Annotated in this window: 15 protein-coding genes; 6 read left to right on the forward strand and 9 right to left on the reverse strand. The window is 73.5% G+C overall.

The window, feature by feature from the left end; translation table 11 throughout:
• Positions 1–97 precede the first annotated feature (97 nt).
• The gene (locus tag ACZ303_RS07185; RefSeq protein WP_467335952.1) at positions 98–277 is read right to left on the reverse strand and encodes a hypothetical protein; all 180 of its coding nucleotides are present in this window, start codon (positions 275–277) and stop codon (positions 98–100) included.
• Positions 274–501, reverse strand: a complete 228-nt coding sequence (locus ACZ303_RS07190; protein WP_467335954.1) for a hypothetical protein — start codon at positions 499–501, stop codon at positions 274–276. Before ACZ303_RS07190 ends, ACZ303_RS07185 begins: the two co-directional genes overlap by 4 nt.
• A 69-nt stretch (positions 502–570) precedes the next feature.
• Between ACZ303_RS07190 and ACZ303_RS07195 the strand changes: the two genes are divergently transcribed.
• Together ACZ303_RS07195 and ACZ303_RS07200 are read left to right on the forward strand one after the other, a co-directional pair.
• A complete protein-coding gene (locus tag ACZ303_RS07195) occupies positions 571–1,197 on the forward strand; it encodes a TetR/AcrR family transcriptional regulator (RefSeq protein ID WP_467335956.1) in 627 nt (208 codons plus the stop codon).
• Between the two features lie 97 nt (positions 1,198–1,294).
• On the forward strand, positions 1,295–1,774 hold the full coding sequence (locus ACZ303_RS07200; protein WP_467335958.1) for a ribonuclease domain-containing protein: 480 nt from the start codon (positions 1,295–1,297) through the stop codon (positions 1,772–1,774).
• Positions 1,775–1,811: 37 nt separating this feature from the next.
• Here the strand turns inward: ACZ303_RS07200 and hutI are convergent, their stop codons facing one another.
• The 4 genes from hutI to hutU all read right to left on the reverse strand — a co-directional run bounded on the left by hutI (position 1,812) and on the right by hutU (position 7,379).
• Positions 1,812–2,981: an imidazolonepropionase gene (hutI, locus tag ACZ303_RS07205; protein ID WP_467335960.1), complete on the reverse strand. Its 1,170-nt coding sequence runs from the start codon at positions 2,979–2,981 to the stop codon at positions 1,812–1,814.
• A gap of 44 nt (positions 2,982–3,025) precedes the next feature.
• The gene (locus ACZ303_RS07210) at positions 3,026–4,420 is read right to left on the reverse strand and encodes a formimidoylglutamate deiminase (protein WP_467336675.1); all 1,395 of its coding nucleotides are present in this window, start codon (positions 4,418–4,420) and stop codon (positions 3,026–3,028) included.
• On the reverse strand, positions 4,417–5,607 hold the full coding sequence (locus ACZ303_RS07215) for an allantoate amidohydrolase (protein ID WP_467335962.1): 1,191 nt from the start codon (positions 5,605–5,607) through the stop codon (positions 4,417–4,419). The genes ACZ303_RS07210 and ACZ303_RS07215 overlap by 4 nt, the downstream gene beginning before the upstream one ends.
• A 107-nt stretch (positions 5,608–5,714) precedes the next feature.
• Positions 5,715–7,379 (reverse strand): urocanate hydratase, encoded by a 1,665-nt coding sequence (gene hutU / locus ACZ303_RS07220; RefSeq protein WP_467335964.1) that lies wholly within the window; start codon positions 7,377–7,379, stop codon positions 5,715–5,717.
• Positions 7,380–7,708: 329 nt separating this feature from the next.
• On the opposite strand from hutU, the gene ACZ303_RS07225 reads away from it, so the two are divergent.
• Positions 7,709–9,067, forward strand: a complete 1,359-nt coding sequence (locus ACZ303_RS07225) for a type III PLP-dependent enzyme domain-containing protein (RefSeq protein ID WP_467335966.1) — start codon at positions 7,709–7,711, stop codon at positions 9,065–9,067.
• Here ACZ303_RS07225 and ACZ303_RS07230 read toward each other — a convergent pair.
• Positions 9,051–9,653, reverse strand: coding sequence for a hypothetical protein (locus ACZ303_RS07230; protein WP_467335967.1), 603 nt, complete (start codon positions 9,651–9,653; stop codon positions 9,051–9,053). The genes ACZ303_RS07225 and ACZ303_RS07230 overlap by 17 nt on opposite strands.
• Before the next feature lie 247 nt (positions 9,654–9,900).
• Here ACZ303_RS07230 and ACZ303_RS07235 point away from each other — a divergent pair, with 247 nt between their 5' ends.
• A complete protein-coding gene (locus tag ACZ303_RS07235) occupies positions 9,901–11,199 on the forward strand; it encodes an alpha/beta hydrolase family protein (protein ID WP_467335969.1) in 1,299 nt (432 codons plus the stop codon).
• 10 nt (positions 11,200–11,209) lie between these two features.
• On the opposite strand, the gene ACZ303_RS07240 is transcribed toward ACZ303_RS07235, so the two are convergent.
• Together ACZ303_RS07240 and ACZ303_RS07245 are read right to left on the reverse strand one after the other, a co-directional pair.
• Positions 11,210–12,061 carry a MurR/RpiR family transcriptional regulator gene (locus ACZ303_RS07240; RefSeq protein WP_467335971.1) on the reverse strand — a complete coding sequence of 284 codons (852 nt, stop codon included), beginning with the start codon at positions 12,059–12,061 and terminating at the stop codon, positions 11,210–11,212.
• 111 nt (positions 12,062–12,172) lie between these two features.
• A complete protein-coding gene (locus tag ACZ303_RS07245; protein ID WP_467335973.1) occupies positions 12,173–13,549 on the reverse strand; it encodes an acyl-CoA synthetase in 1,377 nt (458 codons plus the stop codon).
• A gap of 109 nt (positions 13,550–13,658) precedes the next feature.
• On the opposite strand from ACZ303_RS07245, the gene ACZ303_RS07250 reads away from it, so the two are divergent.
• Positions 13,659–14,084 (forward strand): hypothetical protein, encoded by a 426-nt coding sequence (locus ACZ303_RS07250; protein WP_467335975.1) that lies wholly within the window; start codon positions 13,659–13,661, stop codon positions 14,082–14,084.
• Between the two features lie 241 nt (positions 14,085–14,325).
• Positions 14,326–15,360, forward strand: a complete 1,035-nt coding sequence (locus ACZ303_RS07255; RefSeq protein WP_467336677.1) for an IS630 family transposase — start codon at positions 14,326–14,328, stop codon at positions 15,358–15,360.
• Positions 15,361–15,756 lie beyond the last annotated feature (396 nt).

A 15,756-nucleotide genomic window follows, 5' to 3' on the forward strand; every position in this document is an offset into this window, starting at 1 on the left:
CGCGCCGCCCGGACCCCGTCCGGTGCGGCGCGCGGCGTTTCCAGCGGGCGTCAGCGGCCGGGGACGGCCCGGGGTGTACGGCGGGCGGGACGCCGCGTCAGTCGTCCGCCCCGCCGGATCGGTGCTTCGCGTGGCCCGCTGTGCGCCAGATCACCGTCATGCCCACGGTCAGGGCGATCAGGGCCACGACCACGATGGCGCCCTTGATCGCGTAGTCCATCAGCAGGTGGTGGACCAGGTCGGACGACTCCGCCGTCTCCACCGCGAGGGCGATCATCGCCGGCCGTCCCGGTGTCGCGACCGGGCGGGGCCGTCCTCCAGGCGCCGGGTGGCGGCGCGCAGCGCGGCGCGTACGGCGGGGTCGGCGTACCGGCGGGCCTGGTCGAGCCGGCCCCTGCGCTTGAGGGTCAGGGCGACGGCGAAGGCCGCCAGGGCCAGCACCACGAGGCCGCCCGCGATGAGGCCGAACCGGATGAGCATCAGGTCGAGGAACGTTTCCATGGGTTCTCCCGGCTTTTTATCACGACTGTGATACCAAACAATTTATCACAGGCGTGATAGAAAGAAGCCATGCCGAAGCTCGTGGACCCGGACGCCCGCCGCCGCGACGTCGTCGACGCCCTGTTCCGCGTCGCCGTGCGGGACGGCTTGCAGCGCGCCTCGCTACGGGCCGTCGCCGACGAGGCGGGGCTCAATATCGGGTCGCTGCGCCATTACTTCGCCGGCCAGCAGGAACTGATGGACTTCGCGATGCAGTCGATGCTCGACCGCGTCAGCAGCCGGCTGCTCCGCCACGCCGAGCGCATCGGAGACCTGAACCGCGACGACCACTCCGAACGCGTCCGGCTCGCCGCGGACCTCCTGGCCGAGCTGTTGCCGCTCGACGAGCGGCGCCGCGCGGAGGTCACGGTCTTCGTCGACTTCAACGCGGCCGCCCGCACCAACCCCGCCTTCCGGGGCCTCGCGCGGGAGACCGCCGCCGGCACGCGGAGACTGGTGCGCCGCGTCCTCACCCGGCTCGACGACAACGGCACCCTGCGCCCCGGCCTCGACATCGACATCGAGACCGAGCACCTGACCGCACTGCTGGACGGGCTCGGCCACAACGCCGTACTCCACCCCGACGTCCTGAGCGCGCAGGCGTGCGCCGAGGTGCTGCTCGCCCACCTGAAGGACCGCTGCGCGCCCGCCCGTTGACCTACGACAGGCGAACCCGCCGGGCCGCCCCGCCGGGGAGCGCACCCCTGGGGGTGATTCGGCGTGTCTCGCGGCTTTCGATCACCGTTGAGTCGGCATGACCACATTCCGCGGTGTGCGCCGTACGGCTGCCGCTGTGCTGTTCCTGACCGCCGTCGCCGTCCCGACCGTTCCGGCCATGCCGTCGGCCACCGCGGTGGCGCCGCGGGGCTCCCGGGCGCACCAGGCGGTCCGGCCGGCCGATGTCGCCGATCCGCCCCTGCCCGTCGAGCAGTTCCCCGGCCAGGTCAAGGTGGCGTGCGGCATCTGGCGGGAGCTGAACTGGCCGACCGCCAACCGCGCCCAGGACTACCGGGTGCCGGACACCACCTTCGTCATCCGCGGCAGCAACACCTACGGCAACCGCAGCGGCGACCTCCCGCCCTCCAGCCGCTACCGCGAATACGACGTCAACCCGCGCCGCCCCGGCCAGCACCGCGACGCGGAACGCCTCGTGCGCGACAGCGGCTCCCACACCGTCTGGTACACGGACGACCACTACAACAACTTCCGGGAGATCTCCTCGGGGTGCTCCTGAACGGCGCCGGCGGGCGGGTCCGGAGGGAGCCGCGCCCTCACACCACCCGCTCGCCGCGTTGCCAGACCGCCGAGACCAGGGGGACGCCCGGGCGGTAGGCGAGGTGCACGTGGGAGGGGGCGTCGAGGAGGGTGAGGTCGGCTCGGGTGCCGGGGGAGATCCGGCCGATGTCGGTGCGGCGCAGGGCCTTCGCGCCGCCCGCCGTCGCCGACCAGATCGCCTCGTCGGGCGTCATCCCCATGTCGCGTACGGCCAGTGCCACGCAGAACGGCACCGAGCTGGTGAAGGACGAGCCGGGGTTGCAGTCCGTGGAGAGGGCGACGGTGGCGCCCGCGTCCAGGAGGCGGCGGGCGTCCGGCCACTGTGCGCGGGTGGAGAACTCCGCGCCGGGCAGGAGCGTCGCCACCGTGTCGCCGCTCGCGAGGGCGTCGACGTCCGCGTCGGTCAGGTGCGTGCAGTGGTCGGCGGAGGCGGCGCCGAGCTCCACGGCGAGCTGGACGCCGGGGCCGTGGGTGAGCTGGTTGGCGTGGACGCGGGGAGTCAGGCCCCGGGCGGCGCCGGCGGTGAGGATCGTACGGGCCTGGTCGCCGTCGAAGGCGCCCCGCTCGCAGAAGACGTCGATCCAGCGGGCGTGCGGGGCGCACGCGTCGAGCATCGGGCCGGTGACGAGGTCGACGTAGGCGGCCGGGTCGTCGGCGTAGTCGGGCGGGACGATGTGGGCGCCGAGGTAGGTGACCTCGTCCGTGTGGGCGGCGGCGATGCGCAGGGCACGGGCCTCGTCCTCGACCGTCAGGCCGTAGCCGGACTTGGTCTCCAGGGTCGTGGTGCCCTGGCGCAGCGCCTCGCGTACGTACCGCCGGAGGTTGTCCTCCAGCGTCTCGTCGCTCGCGGCGCGGGTCGCGGCGACCGTGGTGCGGATGCCGCCGGCGCTGTAGCTCTGCCCGGACATCCGGGCGTTGAACTCGGCCGTGCGGTCGCCCGCGAAGACCAGGTGGGAGTGGGAGTCGACGAAGCCGGGGAGCGCGGAGCGGCCCTCGGCGTCGACTCGATTGTCAGTGGCGGGTGCTTTGCTCGACCTACCGACCCAGGCGACGCGGTCACCGTCGAGGACGACCGCCGCGTCCTGGATCAGACCGAGGGGGCCTTCACCGAGGAAGGGGTCGTTGGTGACGAGACTGCTGATGTTGGTGATGACCGTGGTCGCCATGGGTGGGCGGCACTCCTTCGGGTTTCTCGGGGTCTGCCTGGGTCTCAGGCGCGCAGCGCCGCGATGGACTCGGCCAGCGCCGCCGGCACGTCCGGTACGAGCTGGTGGGCTCCCTCGCGCACGATGTGGCGGCCGCCGACGACCGTGTCCCGGACATCCGCGTTGCTCGCCGCGAATACGGCCGTCTCGACGGCGAGTTCCGGCGGCGGGCCCGCGGTGCGTACGGAGTCCAGGGCGATCGTGGTGAAGTCGGCGAGCGCGCCCGCCTCGATGCGTCCCGCGTCGTCCCAGCCGAGCGCGGCGTGCCCGTCGGTGGTGGCGGCGCGCAGCAGCTGATCCGCGGTCCAGTGGCCGCGGGCGCGGGTGTGCAGCCGTTCGTCCAGCTCCATGGCGCGCGCCTCTTCGAGGATGTCGATGACGGCGTGGCTGTCGCTGCCGAGGGACAGCGGCGAGCCCGAGAGCTGGAGCTTCAGGGCCGGGCCGATGCCGTCGGCCAGGTCGCGCTCCGTGGTGGGGCACATGCACACGCCGGTGGCCGAGTGACCGAGGAGGCGGATGTCGCCGGGCGTGAGGTGGGTGGCGTGGACGGCCGTGGTGCGCGGGCCGAGCACGCCGTGGTCCGACAGCAGGGTGGTGGGGGTGAAGCCATGGGCCTCGACGCAGGCGTCGTTCTCGGCGGTCTGCTCGGAGAGGTGGACGTGCAGGGGCGCCTCGCGCTCCCGGGCCCAGTCGGCGACGGTGGCCAGCTGGTCGACGGGCACGGCCCGCACGGAGTGGATGGCCGCGCCGATCCGGGTGTTGTCGTCGGCCTTGAGACCGGCGGCGCGCTCCGCCCATGCCTCGGCGGTGCCGTCGCTGAAACGGAGCTGGTGCGGGTTGGGCTCGGCGCCGAAACCGGCGGAGAGATAGCAGGTGTCGAGGAGGGTGATGCGGATGCCGGCCTCGGACGCGGCCGCGATCAGGGCCTCGCCCATGGCGTTGGGGTCGGCGTAGCCGGCTCCGCCGGGCGCGTGGTGGAGGTAGTGGAACTCCCCCACGGCGGTGATGCCCGCGAGGGCCATCTCGGCGTACGTCGCCCTGGCGAGCGCGAAATACGTGTCCGGGGTGAGCCGGTCGGCGACGCCGTACATCACCTCGCGCCAGGCCCAGAAGGAGTCCGGCGCGTGGGTGTGCTGCCGGTCCGCCTCCGCCTCGGCGCCCGGCAGGGAGCCGGGTGGCGCCTGCACGACGCCGCGCAGGGCCCGGTGGAAGCAGTGCGAGTGGGCGTTGGCCAGGCCCGGGACCGTGAGGCCCCGGAGGGTCACCGATCCCGTCGGCGGTGCCTCGACGCCCTTGCGCACGGTCTTGATCCGGCCGTTCGTGCCCGTCTTGATGACCACTCCCGGCTCGACGCCCGTGTCGAGCCAGGCGTGCTCCGCCCAGTAAGTCTGTGCCGTCAGCGACACGCCAGGCCCTCCAGTACATCGGCGAGTGCGGTCACCCCGGCCAGGCAGTCGTCCTCGGTCGCCGTCTCGGCGGGTGAGTGGGAGACGCCTGTGGGGTTGCGTACGAACAGCATGGCGGTCGGGACGGTCCCGGAGAGGATTCCGGCGTCGTGTCCCGCGCCCGTACCGAGGACGGGGAGGGATCCGCCCAGGATCCGGCCGAGCTCGTCACGCAGGGCGTGTTCGAATTCGACGACGGGGGTGAAGGACTCGCGGGTGATGCGGACGTCGACGCCGTCGCGCTCGCCGCGCTCGACGGCCGCCTTCTCGATCTCGGCGATCACGAGGTCGAGGGTGTCCTGGTCGGCGGCGCGGGAGTCCAGCCAGCCGCGCACGAGGGAGGGGATGGCGTTGACGCCGTTCGGCTCGACGCTCACCTTCCCGAAGGTGGCCAGGGCGCCGGCGAGGCGGGCCTTCTTGCGGGCGGCGAGGACGGTGTTGGCGTAGGTGAGCATCGGGTCGCGCCGGTCCTCGATGCGGGTGGTGCCGGCGTGGTTGGCCTCGCCGTGGAAGTCGAACCGCCAGCGGCCGTGCGGCCAGATGGCGGAGGCGATGCCGACGGGGTCGCCGCTCAGGTCCAGGGCACGGCCCTGTTCGACGTGCAGCTCGACGAAGGCGCCGATGCGGGCGAGCCGCTCGGGGTCGGCGCCGATGGCCTCCGGGTCGTATCCGGCGCGCTCCATGGCCTGTGGCAGGGACACCCCGTCGCCGTCGCGGAGCTTGTGGGCCGCCTCGACGGTCAGCTGCCCGGCGGCCAGGCGGGAGCCCACGCAGGCGAGGCCGAAGCGGGCTCCTTCCTCGTCGCCGAAGTTGACGACGGCCAGTGGTCGGCTGGGGTGCGCCCCGCGGGAGCGGAGTTCGTCCAGGGCGGCGAAGGAGGACACGACGCCGAGCGGGCCGTCGTACGCGCCGCCGTCCGGGACGGAGTCCAGGTGCGAGCCGGTGACGACGGCGTCACCGGCTTCGGGGTCGCCGAGCCAGGCCCATTGGTTGCCGTTGCGGTCGAGCTCGTAGGTGAGGCCGCGGGACTCCGCCTGGGCGCGGAACCACGCCCGGCAGTCGGTGTCGGCTTCGGTCCAGGCGTAGCGGCGGTATCCGCGGGTGGCCGCGTTGCGGCCGATGGGCCGTAGGTCGGACCACATCTCGTGGAAGGACGCGCCCGCGGCGGGGCTCCGCCCCGGCCCCCGGTCCTCAAACGCCGGACGGGCTGAATGGTTGCCCGGACGGGCTGAGTGGCTGGGCTCGTCCGTCACGCCGACCCGCCCTCCCGCATCGGGATGCGGACGCCCTTGTCCTCCGCGACCGACTCCGCGATGTCGTAGCCCGCGTCGACGTGGCGGATGACGCCCATGCCGGGGTCGTTCGTCAGGACGCGGCGGATCTTCTCGCCGGCGAGCGGGGTGCCGTCGGCGACCGTCACCTGGCCGGCGTGGATGGAGCGGCCCATGCCGACGCCGCCGCCGTGGTGGAGGGAGACCCAGGAGGCGCCCGAGGCCACGTTGACCATGGCGTTGAGGAGCGGCCAGTCGGCGATCGCGTCGGAGCCGTCGAGCATGGCCTCCGTCTCGCGGTACGGGGAGGCGACGGAGCCGCAGTCGAGGTGGTCGCGGCCGATGACGACGGGGGCGGAGAGTTCGCCGGAGGCCACCATGTCGTTGAAGCGCTCGCCCGCCTTGTCGCGCTCGCCGTAGCCGAGCCAGCAGATGCGGGCCGGCAGGCCCTGGAAGTGGACGCGCTCGCCGGCCATCTTGATCCAGCGGGCGAGGGACTCGTTCTCCGGGAAGAGGTCGAGGATCGCCTTGTCGGTGCGGTGGATGTCGGCCGGGTCGCCGGAGAGCGCCGCCCAGCGGAAGGGGCCCTTGCCCTCGCAGAAGAGGGGCCGGATGTAGGCGGGGACGAAGCCGGGGAACGCGAAGGCGCGGTCGTAACCCGCGAGCTGGGCCTCGCCGCGGATGGAGTTGCCGTAGTCGAAGACCTCGGCACCGGCGTCCATGAAGCCGACCATGGCCTCCACGTGGCGCGCCATCGACTCGCGGGCCCGCTGGGTGAAGTCGGCGGGCTTCTCGGCCGCGTAGGAGGCCATCTCGTCGAAGTCGACGCCCAGCGGCAGATACGCCAGCGGGTCGTGGGCGCTCGTCTGGTCGGTGACGATGTCGATGGGCGCGTTCATCGCCAGGAGCTGCGGTACGAGCTCGGCGGCGTTGCCCAGGACGCCGATGGACAGCGGACGCCGGGCGTCACGGGCCTCCGTGGCCAGCTGGAGGGCGTGGTCGAGGGAGTCGGCCTTGACGTCGAGGTAGCGGTGTTCGATGCGGCGCTCGATGGCGCGCGGGTCGCAGTCGATACAGATGGCGACGCCGTCGTTCATGGTGACGGCGAGCGGCTGGGCGCCACCCATGCCGCCGAGCCCGGCCGTCAGCGTGATCGTGCCAGCCAGCGTGCCGCCGAACTTCTTGGCGGCGACGGCGGCGAAGGTCTCGTACGTGCCCTGCAGGATGCCCTGCGTGCCGATGTAGATCCACGAACCGGCGGTCATCTGGCCGTACATGGTGAGGCCGAGGTGCTCCAGGCGGCGGAACTCCTCCCAGTTGGCCCAGTCGCCGACGAGGTTGGAGTTGGCGAGCAGGACGCGCGGCGCCCACTCGTGGGTCTGCATCACGCCGACCGGGCGGCCGGACTGGACGAGCATGGTCTCGTCCCGCTTGAGCGTCTCCAGGGTGCGGACCATGGCGTCGAAGGAGCGCCAGTCGCGGGCGGCCTTGCCGGTGCCGCCGTAGACGACGAGCTTGTCCGGGTGCTCGGCGACCTCGGGGTCGAGGTTGTTCTGGAGCATGCGCAGGGCGGCTTCCTGCTGCCATCCCTGGGTGCTCAGCGTTGTGCCTCGCGCTGCTCGGACGGGTCGCGGTCCTGACATGGGGCCCTGCCTCCCTGGCGTTCTGACCTGGTGCTCTGACCTGGCGCCCCGAGGAGCACCGCTGAATAGAACACTTCACATCTTGTGGCAGTGAATAGCGCCAGTCAACAGCTGGAGCGACACGGTTGCCGGAACCGTGCCCCGCTCCGTCCTCAATCGCCGGACGGGCTGGTTCGCGATCGGAACGCCGATGGGCCGGAGTGGGCGGACCACGCGAGGTGACGGGCCCGCAGGGGCAGGGGCCCGGCGCCGCCCCCGCGACGGCGATCGCCCAAAGCCGCTCGGCCCGCGCCGAACCATGGTGGAGTGGACGTATGAGCCCACAGGGCATGAGTCCACAGGACGACGCACCCACCCGGCGCCAAAAAGCCATCCGCGCCGCCGTCCAGGACGGGATCATCACCGCGGAGCGCCCCGTCGTCGGGCTCCTCGACGTCCACGGCATCCGCAACGCCGCGGCGGAACTGCGCGCCGCCTTCCACAACACCGGCGCCCCCGTCCTGCACGCCTTCGCCGTGAAGGCCACCCCCCTCGTCCCCGTCCTCCGCCTCCTCGCCCACGAAGGGCTCGGCTGCGAGGTCGCCAGCGCCGGCGAACTCGCGCTGGCGCGCGCGGCCGGTGTCGCGCCGGGGCGCACGGTCCTGGACTCCCCCGCGAAGACGCCCGCCGAGCTGCGCGAGGCCCTCGCGCTGGGCATCGCGGTCAACGCCGACAACCGCGAGGAGCTGGCCCGCCTGGACCCGCTCGTACGGTCGGCGCCGACCGACTCCGTGCTGGGCATCCGCGTGAACCCGCAGATCGGCGCCGGCAGCATCGCCGCGATGAGCACGGCCACGGAGACGTCCAAGTTCGGGGTGGCACTGGGCGACGAAGGGGCGCGCGAGTGGGTCGTACGCGCCTATGTGGAGCGGCCGTGGCTGACGCGGATGCACGCGCACGTGGGTTCGCAGGGCTGCCCCCTGGAGCTGATGGCGGAGGGCGTGCGGGCCACGTACGAGCTGGCCGAGGAGGTCAACCGGACCGTGGGCCGGCAGCAGGTGCGGACCCTGGACATCGGCGGCGGACTGCCCGTCAACTTCGCCTCCGACGAGGTCACGCCCACCTACCGGGACTACGCGCGGCTGCTGGCCGGCACCGTCCCCGGGCTGTTCGACGGGCGCTATGGGCTGGTCACCGAGTTCGGCCGGTCGCTGCTGGCCAAGAGCGGCACGGTCCTGGCCCGCGTGGAGTACACCAAGTCGGCGGGCGGGCGGCGGATCGCCGTGACGCACGCGGGCGCCCAGGTCGCGACGCGCACCGTGTTCGCGCCGCGGTCATGGCCGCTGCGGGTGCTGGCCTTCGACGCGGAGGGGCGGCCGAAGCCGGCCGGCGACCCGGTGCCGCAGGACATCGCGGGGCCGTGCTGCTTCGCGGGCGACCTGGTCGCCGTGGGCAGGCCGCTGCCGCCGCTGGAGCCCGGCGACCACGTGGCGCTGCTGGACACCGGCGCGTACTACTTCTCGAACCACTTCGCGTACAACTCTCTGCCCCGCCCAGGGGTTTACGGCTACGCGTCCGCAGAAGGACAGACGCTCACGCCGGAGGGCCGCACCCGCTTCGCGCCCGTACGCCATCCGCAGTCCCTCGGCGAGCTCGTCGAGGAGTCCGGTGGCGGCCCGCACGCGGCGGACCTCAGCGCGCTGCGCTGACCGCCCCGCCGGCCGCGGCCCGGCCGCGCCTGCGCTTCGCGCCACCCGGCACGGCGTCACCGGCGGCGAGCCCGGTGGTCTGATAGCCCCGCACGTCCTTGGCGGCGGGGCTGCGCCGCGCCGATTCGGTCCGTACCCACAGCAGGGATTCGCTCCGCCGCTCCAGGCCGCCCAGCCACAGGGCCTTCGCCCACAGGCCGACGCCCGCCCCGGCCATCGCCAGTCCGGCGGCCGCCGGTACGGCGAAGGAGGAGCCCACGGCCGCGAGGAAGGCGGCCAGCAGCCACCAGCGGCGGGCCCGCCGCCAGTTGCGCAGGGCGACGGCGCGGTCCTGGAGGAAGACGGTCCGGCCCGCCCGGGAGGCGCCGCGCGCCAGCTCCTCGTACCTCCGGCGCCGCGCCATGAAGACCGCGCCCGCCACGATCAGGAACAGCGCCGCCCCGGCGAGCACCCCGATCCTCCGGCCGGTGAGCCCCGGCACCAGCACTCCCGCGCCCGCGGCCAGCAGTCCCGGCCACCACAACCAGCCGGCCGGCGCTCTGACGACCACCGCCACCCGCGCCAGCGCATACGACCCGCGCCCCACGTCGCTCCTCCTTCTTCGCGTCACCGGCACGCCGCTCTCCAGCGGAATCTGCCCAGTCCTGCCTCCGGCCCAACCGGAACCGGGGATCCGCGCGGCAGGCTAGCCAACGTTTCTGAGGACTGGCTGAGAAGCGAGGGGCGCGTGTGTCATACCCCGGTAGCACCCGCGCATTGGCTCCGCCGTATGACGCGTACGTGCCCGCCCCTTCCCTACAGTCGGCCCACAGCCGATCGGGAGGAGCGAGTCGATGGCGGCGTACGAGCGGGGACTGCGGCGACGGGCGGCGGTGGCGGCGGGGGTGCTGGCCGTGACGGCTCTGGTGGGCATGGCGGCGCCCAGAGCGGAGGCGCGAGGGGCGGAGGCGGCCACGGCACCCAACGGGGCGCCGGCGCCCACCGCGGCGCTGCCGGCGCCCACCGGCCCGTACGCGGTCGGCACGACGACCCGGCACCTGGTGCACACCGGCCACCCGGATCCGTGGAAGCCAGAAGAAGGCGACCGCGAGGTGATGGTCAGCCTGTTCTATCCGGCGGACCGCGGAAGCGGAGGCGATACCGCCCCGCACATGGACGGCCTCTCAGCCGCCCATTTCGGTTCCGCTCACGGCGCGGGCAGCTTCAACTACGGCGTCCGCCCGGACGCCGCCGACTGGGCGTCCACGCGTACGCACGCACGCGTGGACGCCCCCGTGGCGCGCGGCGGCCACGCGCTGCCGGTCGTGCTGTACTCCGCGGGGCTGGGCGACCCGCGCACCTGGAACACCGGCCTGGTGGAGGAGCTGGCCTCACGCGGCTATGTGGTCGTCACCGTCGACCACACCCACGACTCCTCCGAGGTGCTCCTGCCGGGCGGGCGCCTGAAGGAGTCGGTGCTGCCCTCGCTCGCCGGCGCGCCCGTGGCCGAGGTGGACGCCGCGCTGCGCAGGTCCATGCGGGCCCGGGTGGCCGACACCCGGTTCGTGCTCGACACCCTGGGCGACACGACGTGGCGGAAGGGCCTGCCGCGCGGTCTGGGGGCCGCCATGGACCTGCGGCGGGTGGGCATGGCCGGGCAGTCCGCGGGCGGGTTCACGGCGGCCCAGACCATGCACGACGACCGCCGCATCAGGGCGGGCGTCAACATGGACGGCCAGATGGACTTCCCCCTGCCCGACGCCGACGGCAGCAAGCTGAGCACGGTCGCGCGCGAGGGTGTGGACCGGCCGTTCCTGCTCCTGGGCTCCGACGGCCCCGGGGCGGGCGACAACACCGCGTCCTGGACGTCCTTCCGGCAGCACGCGCGCGGCCCGCTGGCGGAGCTGACCATGGTGGGCGGCGCCCACGGTTCGTACACCGACGCCCCCTCCCTGCTGCCCCCGCTCGTCCGGCGGGGCGCGCTGACGGAGGAGGGCCTCCGCCAGGACATCGGGACCGTGCGCCCGGAGCGGGCGGTGGCGGCCACGCGCGCGTACGTGGTGTCGTTCTTCGACCGCTTCCTCAAGGGCCGCGACGACCACCTCCTGGACGGCCCGTCACCCCGCTTCCCGGAGATGCGCCACGCGCGGTAGACGCGGCGCCTCACTCCACGAACAGCCCCCGCGCCGCCGCCTTCGCGTCGAACTCCTCCAGCCGCGCCTGGGCGTCGGGCAGCGCGTCGCACATGGCCTCCAGCAGCACCCGCCCCAGCAGCATCGGCGCGCACGCCGTGTCGAAGGCGAGGCCCGTGCCGACGGCGGCGGGCAGCAGGAGGTCGCTGTGGCGGGCGACGGGCGCGAACGTGGAGTCGGCGACGGTGACGACGGTCAGGCCCTCGCCCCGCGCGTACTCCAGCGCCTCGACCACCTCGCGCGGGTGGCGGGGCAGCGCGAAGCACAGCAGCGCGCTCGCCCCGGCCCGGACGGCCGCGTCGACGCGGTCGGCGAGCAGCGTGCCGCCCTCGTCCAGGAGCCGCACATCGGGGTGGACCTTGCGCGCGAAGTAGGTGAAGCCTGCCGCTTGGGCGGTCGCGGCGCGCAGGCCGAGCACGGGCAGCGGCCGGGACGCCGCGAGCAGCCGCCCGGCGCGGCTGACGGGCTCGGGGTCGGCGAGCAGGGAGGCCAGGTGGCGGAGGTTGTCGATCTCGGCGTGGACCGCCTGCTGGTATTCGTTGTACGAGTCCTCGCCGGGCCCCGCGCCGGCGGGGACGACGTCGCGCAGGTGCCGGCGCAGCGCGGGGTAGCCGTCGAAGCCGAGGGCGACCGCGAAGCGGGTCACGGACGGTTGGCTGACGCCGGCGAGCTCGGCGAGCTCGACGCTGGAGAGGAACGGCGCGTCGGCGGCGCGCCGGACCACGCAGTGGGCGATCCGGCGCTGGGTGGGTGTCAGCCGGTGCCCTTCGAAGAGCTTTTGCAGGCGCGCGGTGGCTTCCGGCTCGCCTCCGTTGTCACTCATCGGCCCTCCACGGTCTCGTCGCGTTCGGTCCGGTCATTCAGCAGCCCCCGACCCTGCATGGAATTATGCAGGGTCGGGGCGTGCCCCACTCGCCGACGCGGGCGGCGGGGGCTAGAGCGGCGGCAGGAGCTTCTTCTGCGGCTTGCCCATGGCGTTGCGCGGCAGCGACTCCAGGAAGCGGACCCGACGCGGCCGCTTGTGCCCGGACAGGTGCCCGGCCACGAAGTCGATCAGCGCCCGCTCGGTGACCCCGTCGGCCACCACGTAGGCGACGATCTCCTGCCCGAGGTCGTCGTGCGGCACCCCCACGACGGCGGCCTCGCGCACCGCCGGGTGGTCCAGCAGCGCGTTCTCCACCTCGCCCGCGCCCACGCGGTAACCGCCGGACTTGATGAGGTCGGTGGAGGCCCGGCCCACGATCCGGTGCATGCCGTCCGGTTCGACCGTGGCGATGTCGCCCGTACGGAACCAGCCGTCGGCCGTGTACGCGCCCGCCGTGGCCTCCGGGCGGCCGAGGTACCCGGCGAACAGCGTCGGCCCGGACACCTCCAGCTCGCCGATGCCGCCCTCGGTCGCCGCCAGCCGGGTGCGTATCCCCGGCAGCGGCAGACCCACCGAGCCGGGCCGGCGCTCGCCGTCGGCGCGGGTGGAGAGGGTGATCAGCGTCTCGGTCATGCCGTAGCGCTCCACGGGCCGCTGCCCGGTGAGCTCCTCCAGGTCACGGAAGACGGGCGCGGGCAGCGCCGCGCTGCCCGAGACCAGCAGCCGGGCCTTGCCCAGCTCCCGGGCGGCGTCGGGGGTGCGGACCACGCGCGACCACACGGTCGGCACCCCGAAGTAGAGGGTGCCCCCGGCGGCCGCGTACGCCTCCGGGGTCGGCCGGCCCGTGTGCACCAGGCGGCACCCGGTCCGCAGCGCACCCAGCACGCCCAGCACGAGGCCGTGCACGTGGAAGAGCGGCAGGCCGTGCACGAGCGTGTCCTCGGCCGTCCACTGCCAGGCGCGCGCGAGCCCGTCCAGGCCGGCCGCGACGGCCCCGCGCGGGATCAGCGCACCCTTGGGCGCCCCGGTGGTGCCGGAGGTGTAGAGGATCAGCGCGGTGCTGCCGGGGTCCGCCTCGGCGCCCGACCAGTCGGCCCGCTCCCGCGGGTCGACCGCGAGGTCCCCGCCCGCGCCCAGCACCAGCGCGGCGCCGGAGTCGCGCAGGATGTGCTCGCGTTCGGCGGGCCCGGAGTCCGGCGGCAGCGGCACCACGGGCACCCCGGCCAGCAGCGCGCCCACGACGGCCACGACCGTCTCCAGCGTCGCCTCCGCGTGCACGGCCACGGACGGCGCGCCCGCGATCCGGTGCGCCACCGCGCCCGCCGCGCCCAGCAGTTCCTCCCGCGAGCAGGACCGGCCGGCGACGGTGAGGGCGTCGGGCCGGTCGGCGCCGCCGGCCGCTCCGGCGGCGAGGGACGACAGCAGGGGTTCGGTCGGTCCAGGCACGGACTGCTCCTTCCACGGGGGCTCGCCGGCGGTCCGGGGACTGCCCCCACTGCGGATACGGGTGCTGGCCCCAGGGACGGGGCCCGGTTGCGACCGTATCGTCGACCGTATGACGGCCCACGACCCTGAGCTGAAAAAAGAACTCGCCGCGACGCTGGAGACCCGCAAGGAGCTGGGCCCGGAGTACGAGGCCGAGCTCGTCGACTCCTTCCTGGCGAACGTCGACCGGAAGATCGACCAGAAGATCGACGGCACGATCGACCGCCAGGTGCGGCGCCATCTCGCCGAGCAGCAGATGTCGGTGGCCCGGGGCGCCCGCCCCCGGCCGGCCGACACCGGTCCGGGCAACTTCGGGGAGCGCTTCGGCTTCGCGGCGATCTCCCTGGTGCTGGCGATCCCGCTGTCCGCCATCGGCGTGGTCAACGCGCACCTGCCCGGCCTGCTGGTGACCTGGGCGGGCATCGTCGGCGTCAACGCCCTGAACGCGGCGGGGGTCTTCCCCTGGCCGCGCCACCGCGAGCGGGACGACGCCTAGGGCCTGTCCGGCGGATCATGGGGGCGCACCACCGCTGCGCGGCGGTGTCCTCAAACGCCGGACGGGCTGGTTGCTGAGCCCAGCCCATACCAGCCCGTCCGGCGCTTGAGGACGTGCCCGCAGGGCGCTCGCCGCCGAAGGCGGCAACGACGGCCCGCAGTCGGAGATTCGTCGTTGGTCTGGTGTGAGTCGTCCTGGACCGAAGATCCCGCCGGTGGTGCTGTCCGATGCCGAGCGGTCGATGTTGCAGTCGTGGGTGCGTCGTCGTTCGAGTGCCCAGTCGTTGGCGTTGCGATCGCGGATCGTCCTGGAGAGCGCGGACGGTCATGCGATTGCTGAAGTCGCACGGCGGCTGGGCATCACCACGGACACCGTTCGTGCCTGGCGGCGGCGGTTTCTCGAACGCCGGCTGGACGGCCTGTGTGACGAGCCCCGGCCGGGTGTCCCGCGGAAGATCACCGACGCTGACGTGGAACGTGTCATCGTCAAGACGCTGGAGGAGACACCGAAGGACGCGACCCACTGGTCGACCCGTTCGATGGCCGCGGCCACGGGGATGTCGCAGTCGGCGATCTCACGGATCTGGCGTGCGTTCGCTCTCCAGCCGCATCGGGCCGAGACGTTCAAGCTGTCGAAGGACCCGCTGTTCATCGACAAGGTTCGTGACGTGGTCGGACTGTATCTCGACCCGCCGGAGCGAGCCCTGGTGCTGTGTGTCGACGAGAAATCCCAGATCCAGGCCCTGGACAGGTCCCAGCCGGTCCTGCCGATGATGCCCGGGGTGCCCGAACGCCGCAGTCACGACTACGTCCGCGCAGGCACCACGACTCTCTTCGCGGCCCTGGACACCGCGACGGGAAAGGTCATCGGCTCGCTCCACCGCCGTCACCGCGCGGTGGAGTTCAAGAAATTCCTGGCCAAGCTCGAGAAGGAGGTTCCAGCCGGCCTCGAGGTCCACCTGATCCTGGACAACTACGTCACTCACAAGGTCCCGGCGGTCAAGAAGTGGCTGCTGGCGCATCCGCGCTTCCACCTGCATTTCACCCCGACCGGGTCCTCGTGGCTGAACCTGGTCGAGCGGTGGTTCGCTGAACTCACCACGAAGAAACTCCGCCGTGGCGTCCACCGCTCCGTCCAGGCCCTCGAACGCGACATCCGGGCCTGGCTCGTCGACTGGAACGACCATCCCAGGCCGTTCGTCTGGACGAAGACCGCCGACGAGATCCTCGACAAAGTCGCCGCCTACTGCCGACGAATCTCCGACTCAGGACACTAGGCCGTGCCCGCGGATCATGTGAGCAGGTGCTGCGCGGCGGTATCCTCGAACCCGAACTCCCCCAGCTACCGCTGAGAGGTGCCCCCGGGCGGGCCGGCATCGGCGGAGCCCAGCCGAATCGAGCCCGTCCGGCGTTTGAGGACGCGCCCGCAGGGCGCTCACCGCCGCAGGCGGCAACGACGGGCCCGCCCCACCGCGAGCGGGGCGAGGCATAGCCCGGGAGGGTGGATGGGCGGGGGACCGCCGCACCCCGGCCGAGGCCGGAGTCGGGACGACGGCGGTCCCCCGCGGGGACACGGTCCGGGCGCCTGGCCCGTACACCCGTGTCCGGACGGCCGTGGAGTCCGGGAGCCGCTCCGGAAATTCCCGCCGCCGCACTGAGGGGCGCCGGCCCGG

The organism is Streptomyces sp. NPDC023527 (assembly GCF_055560115.1).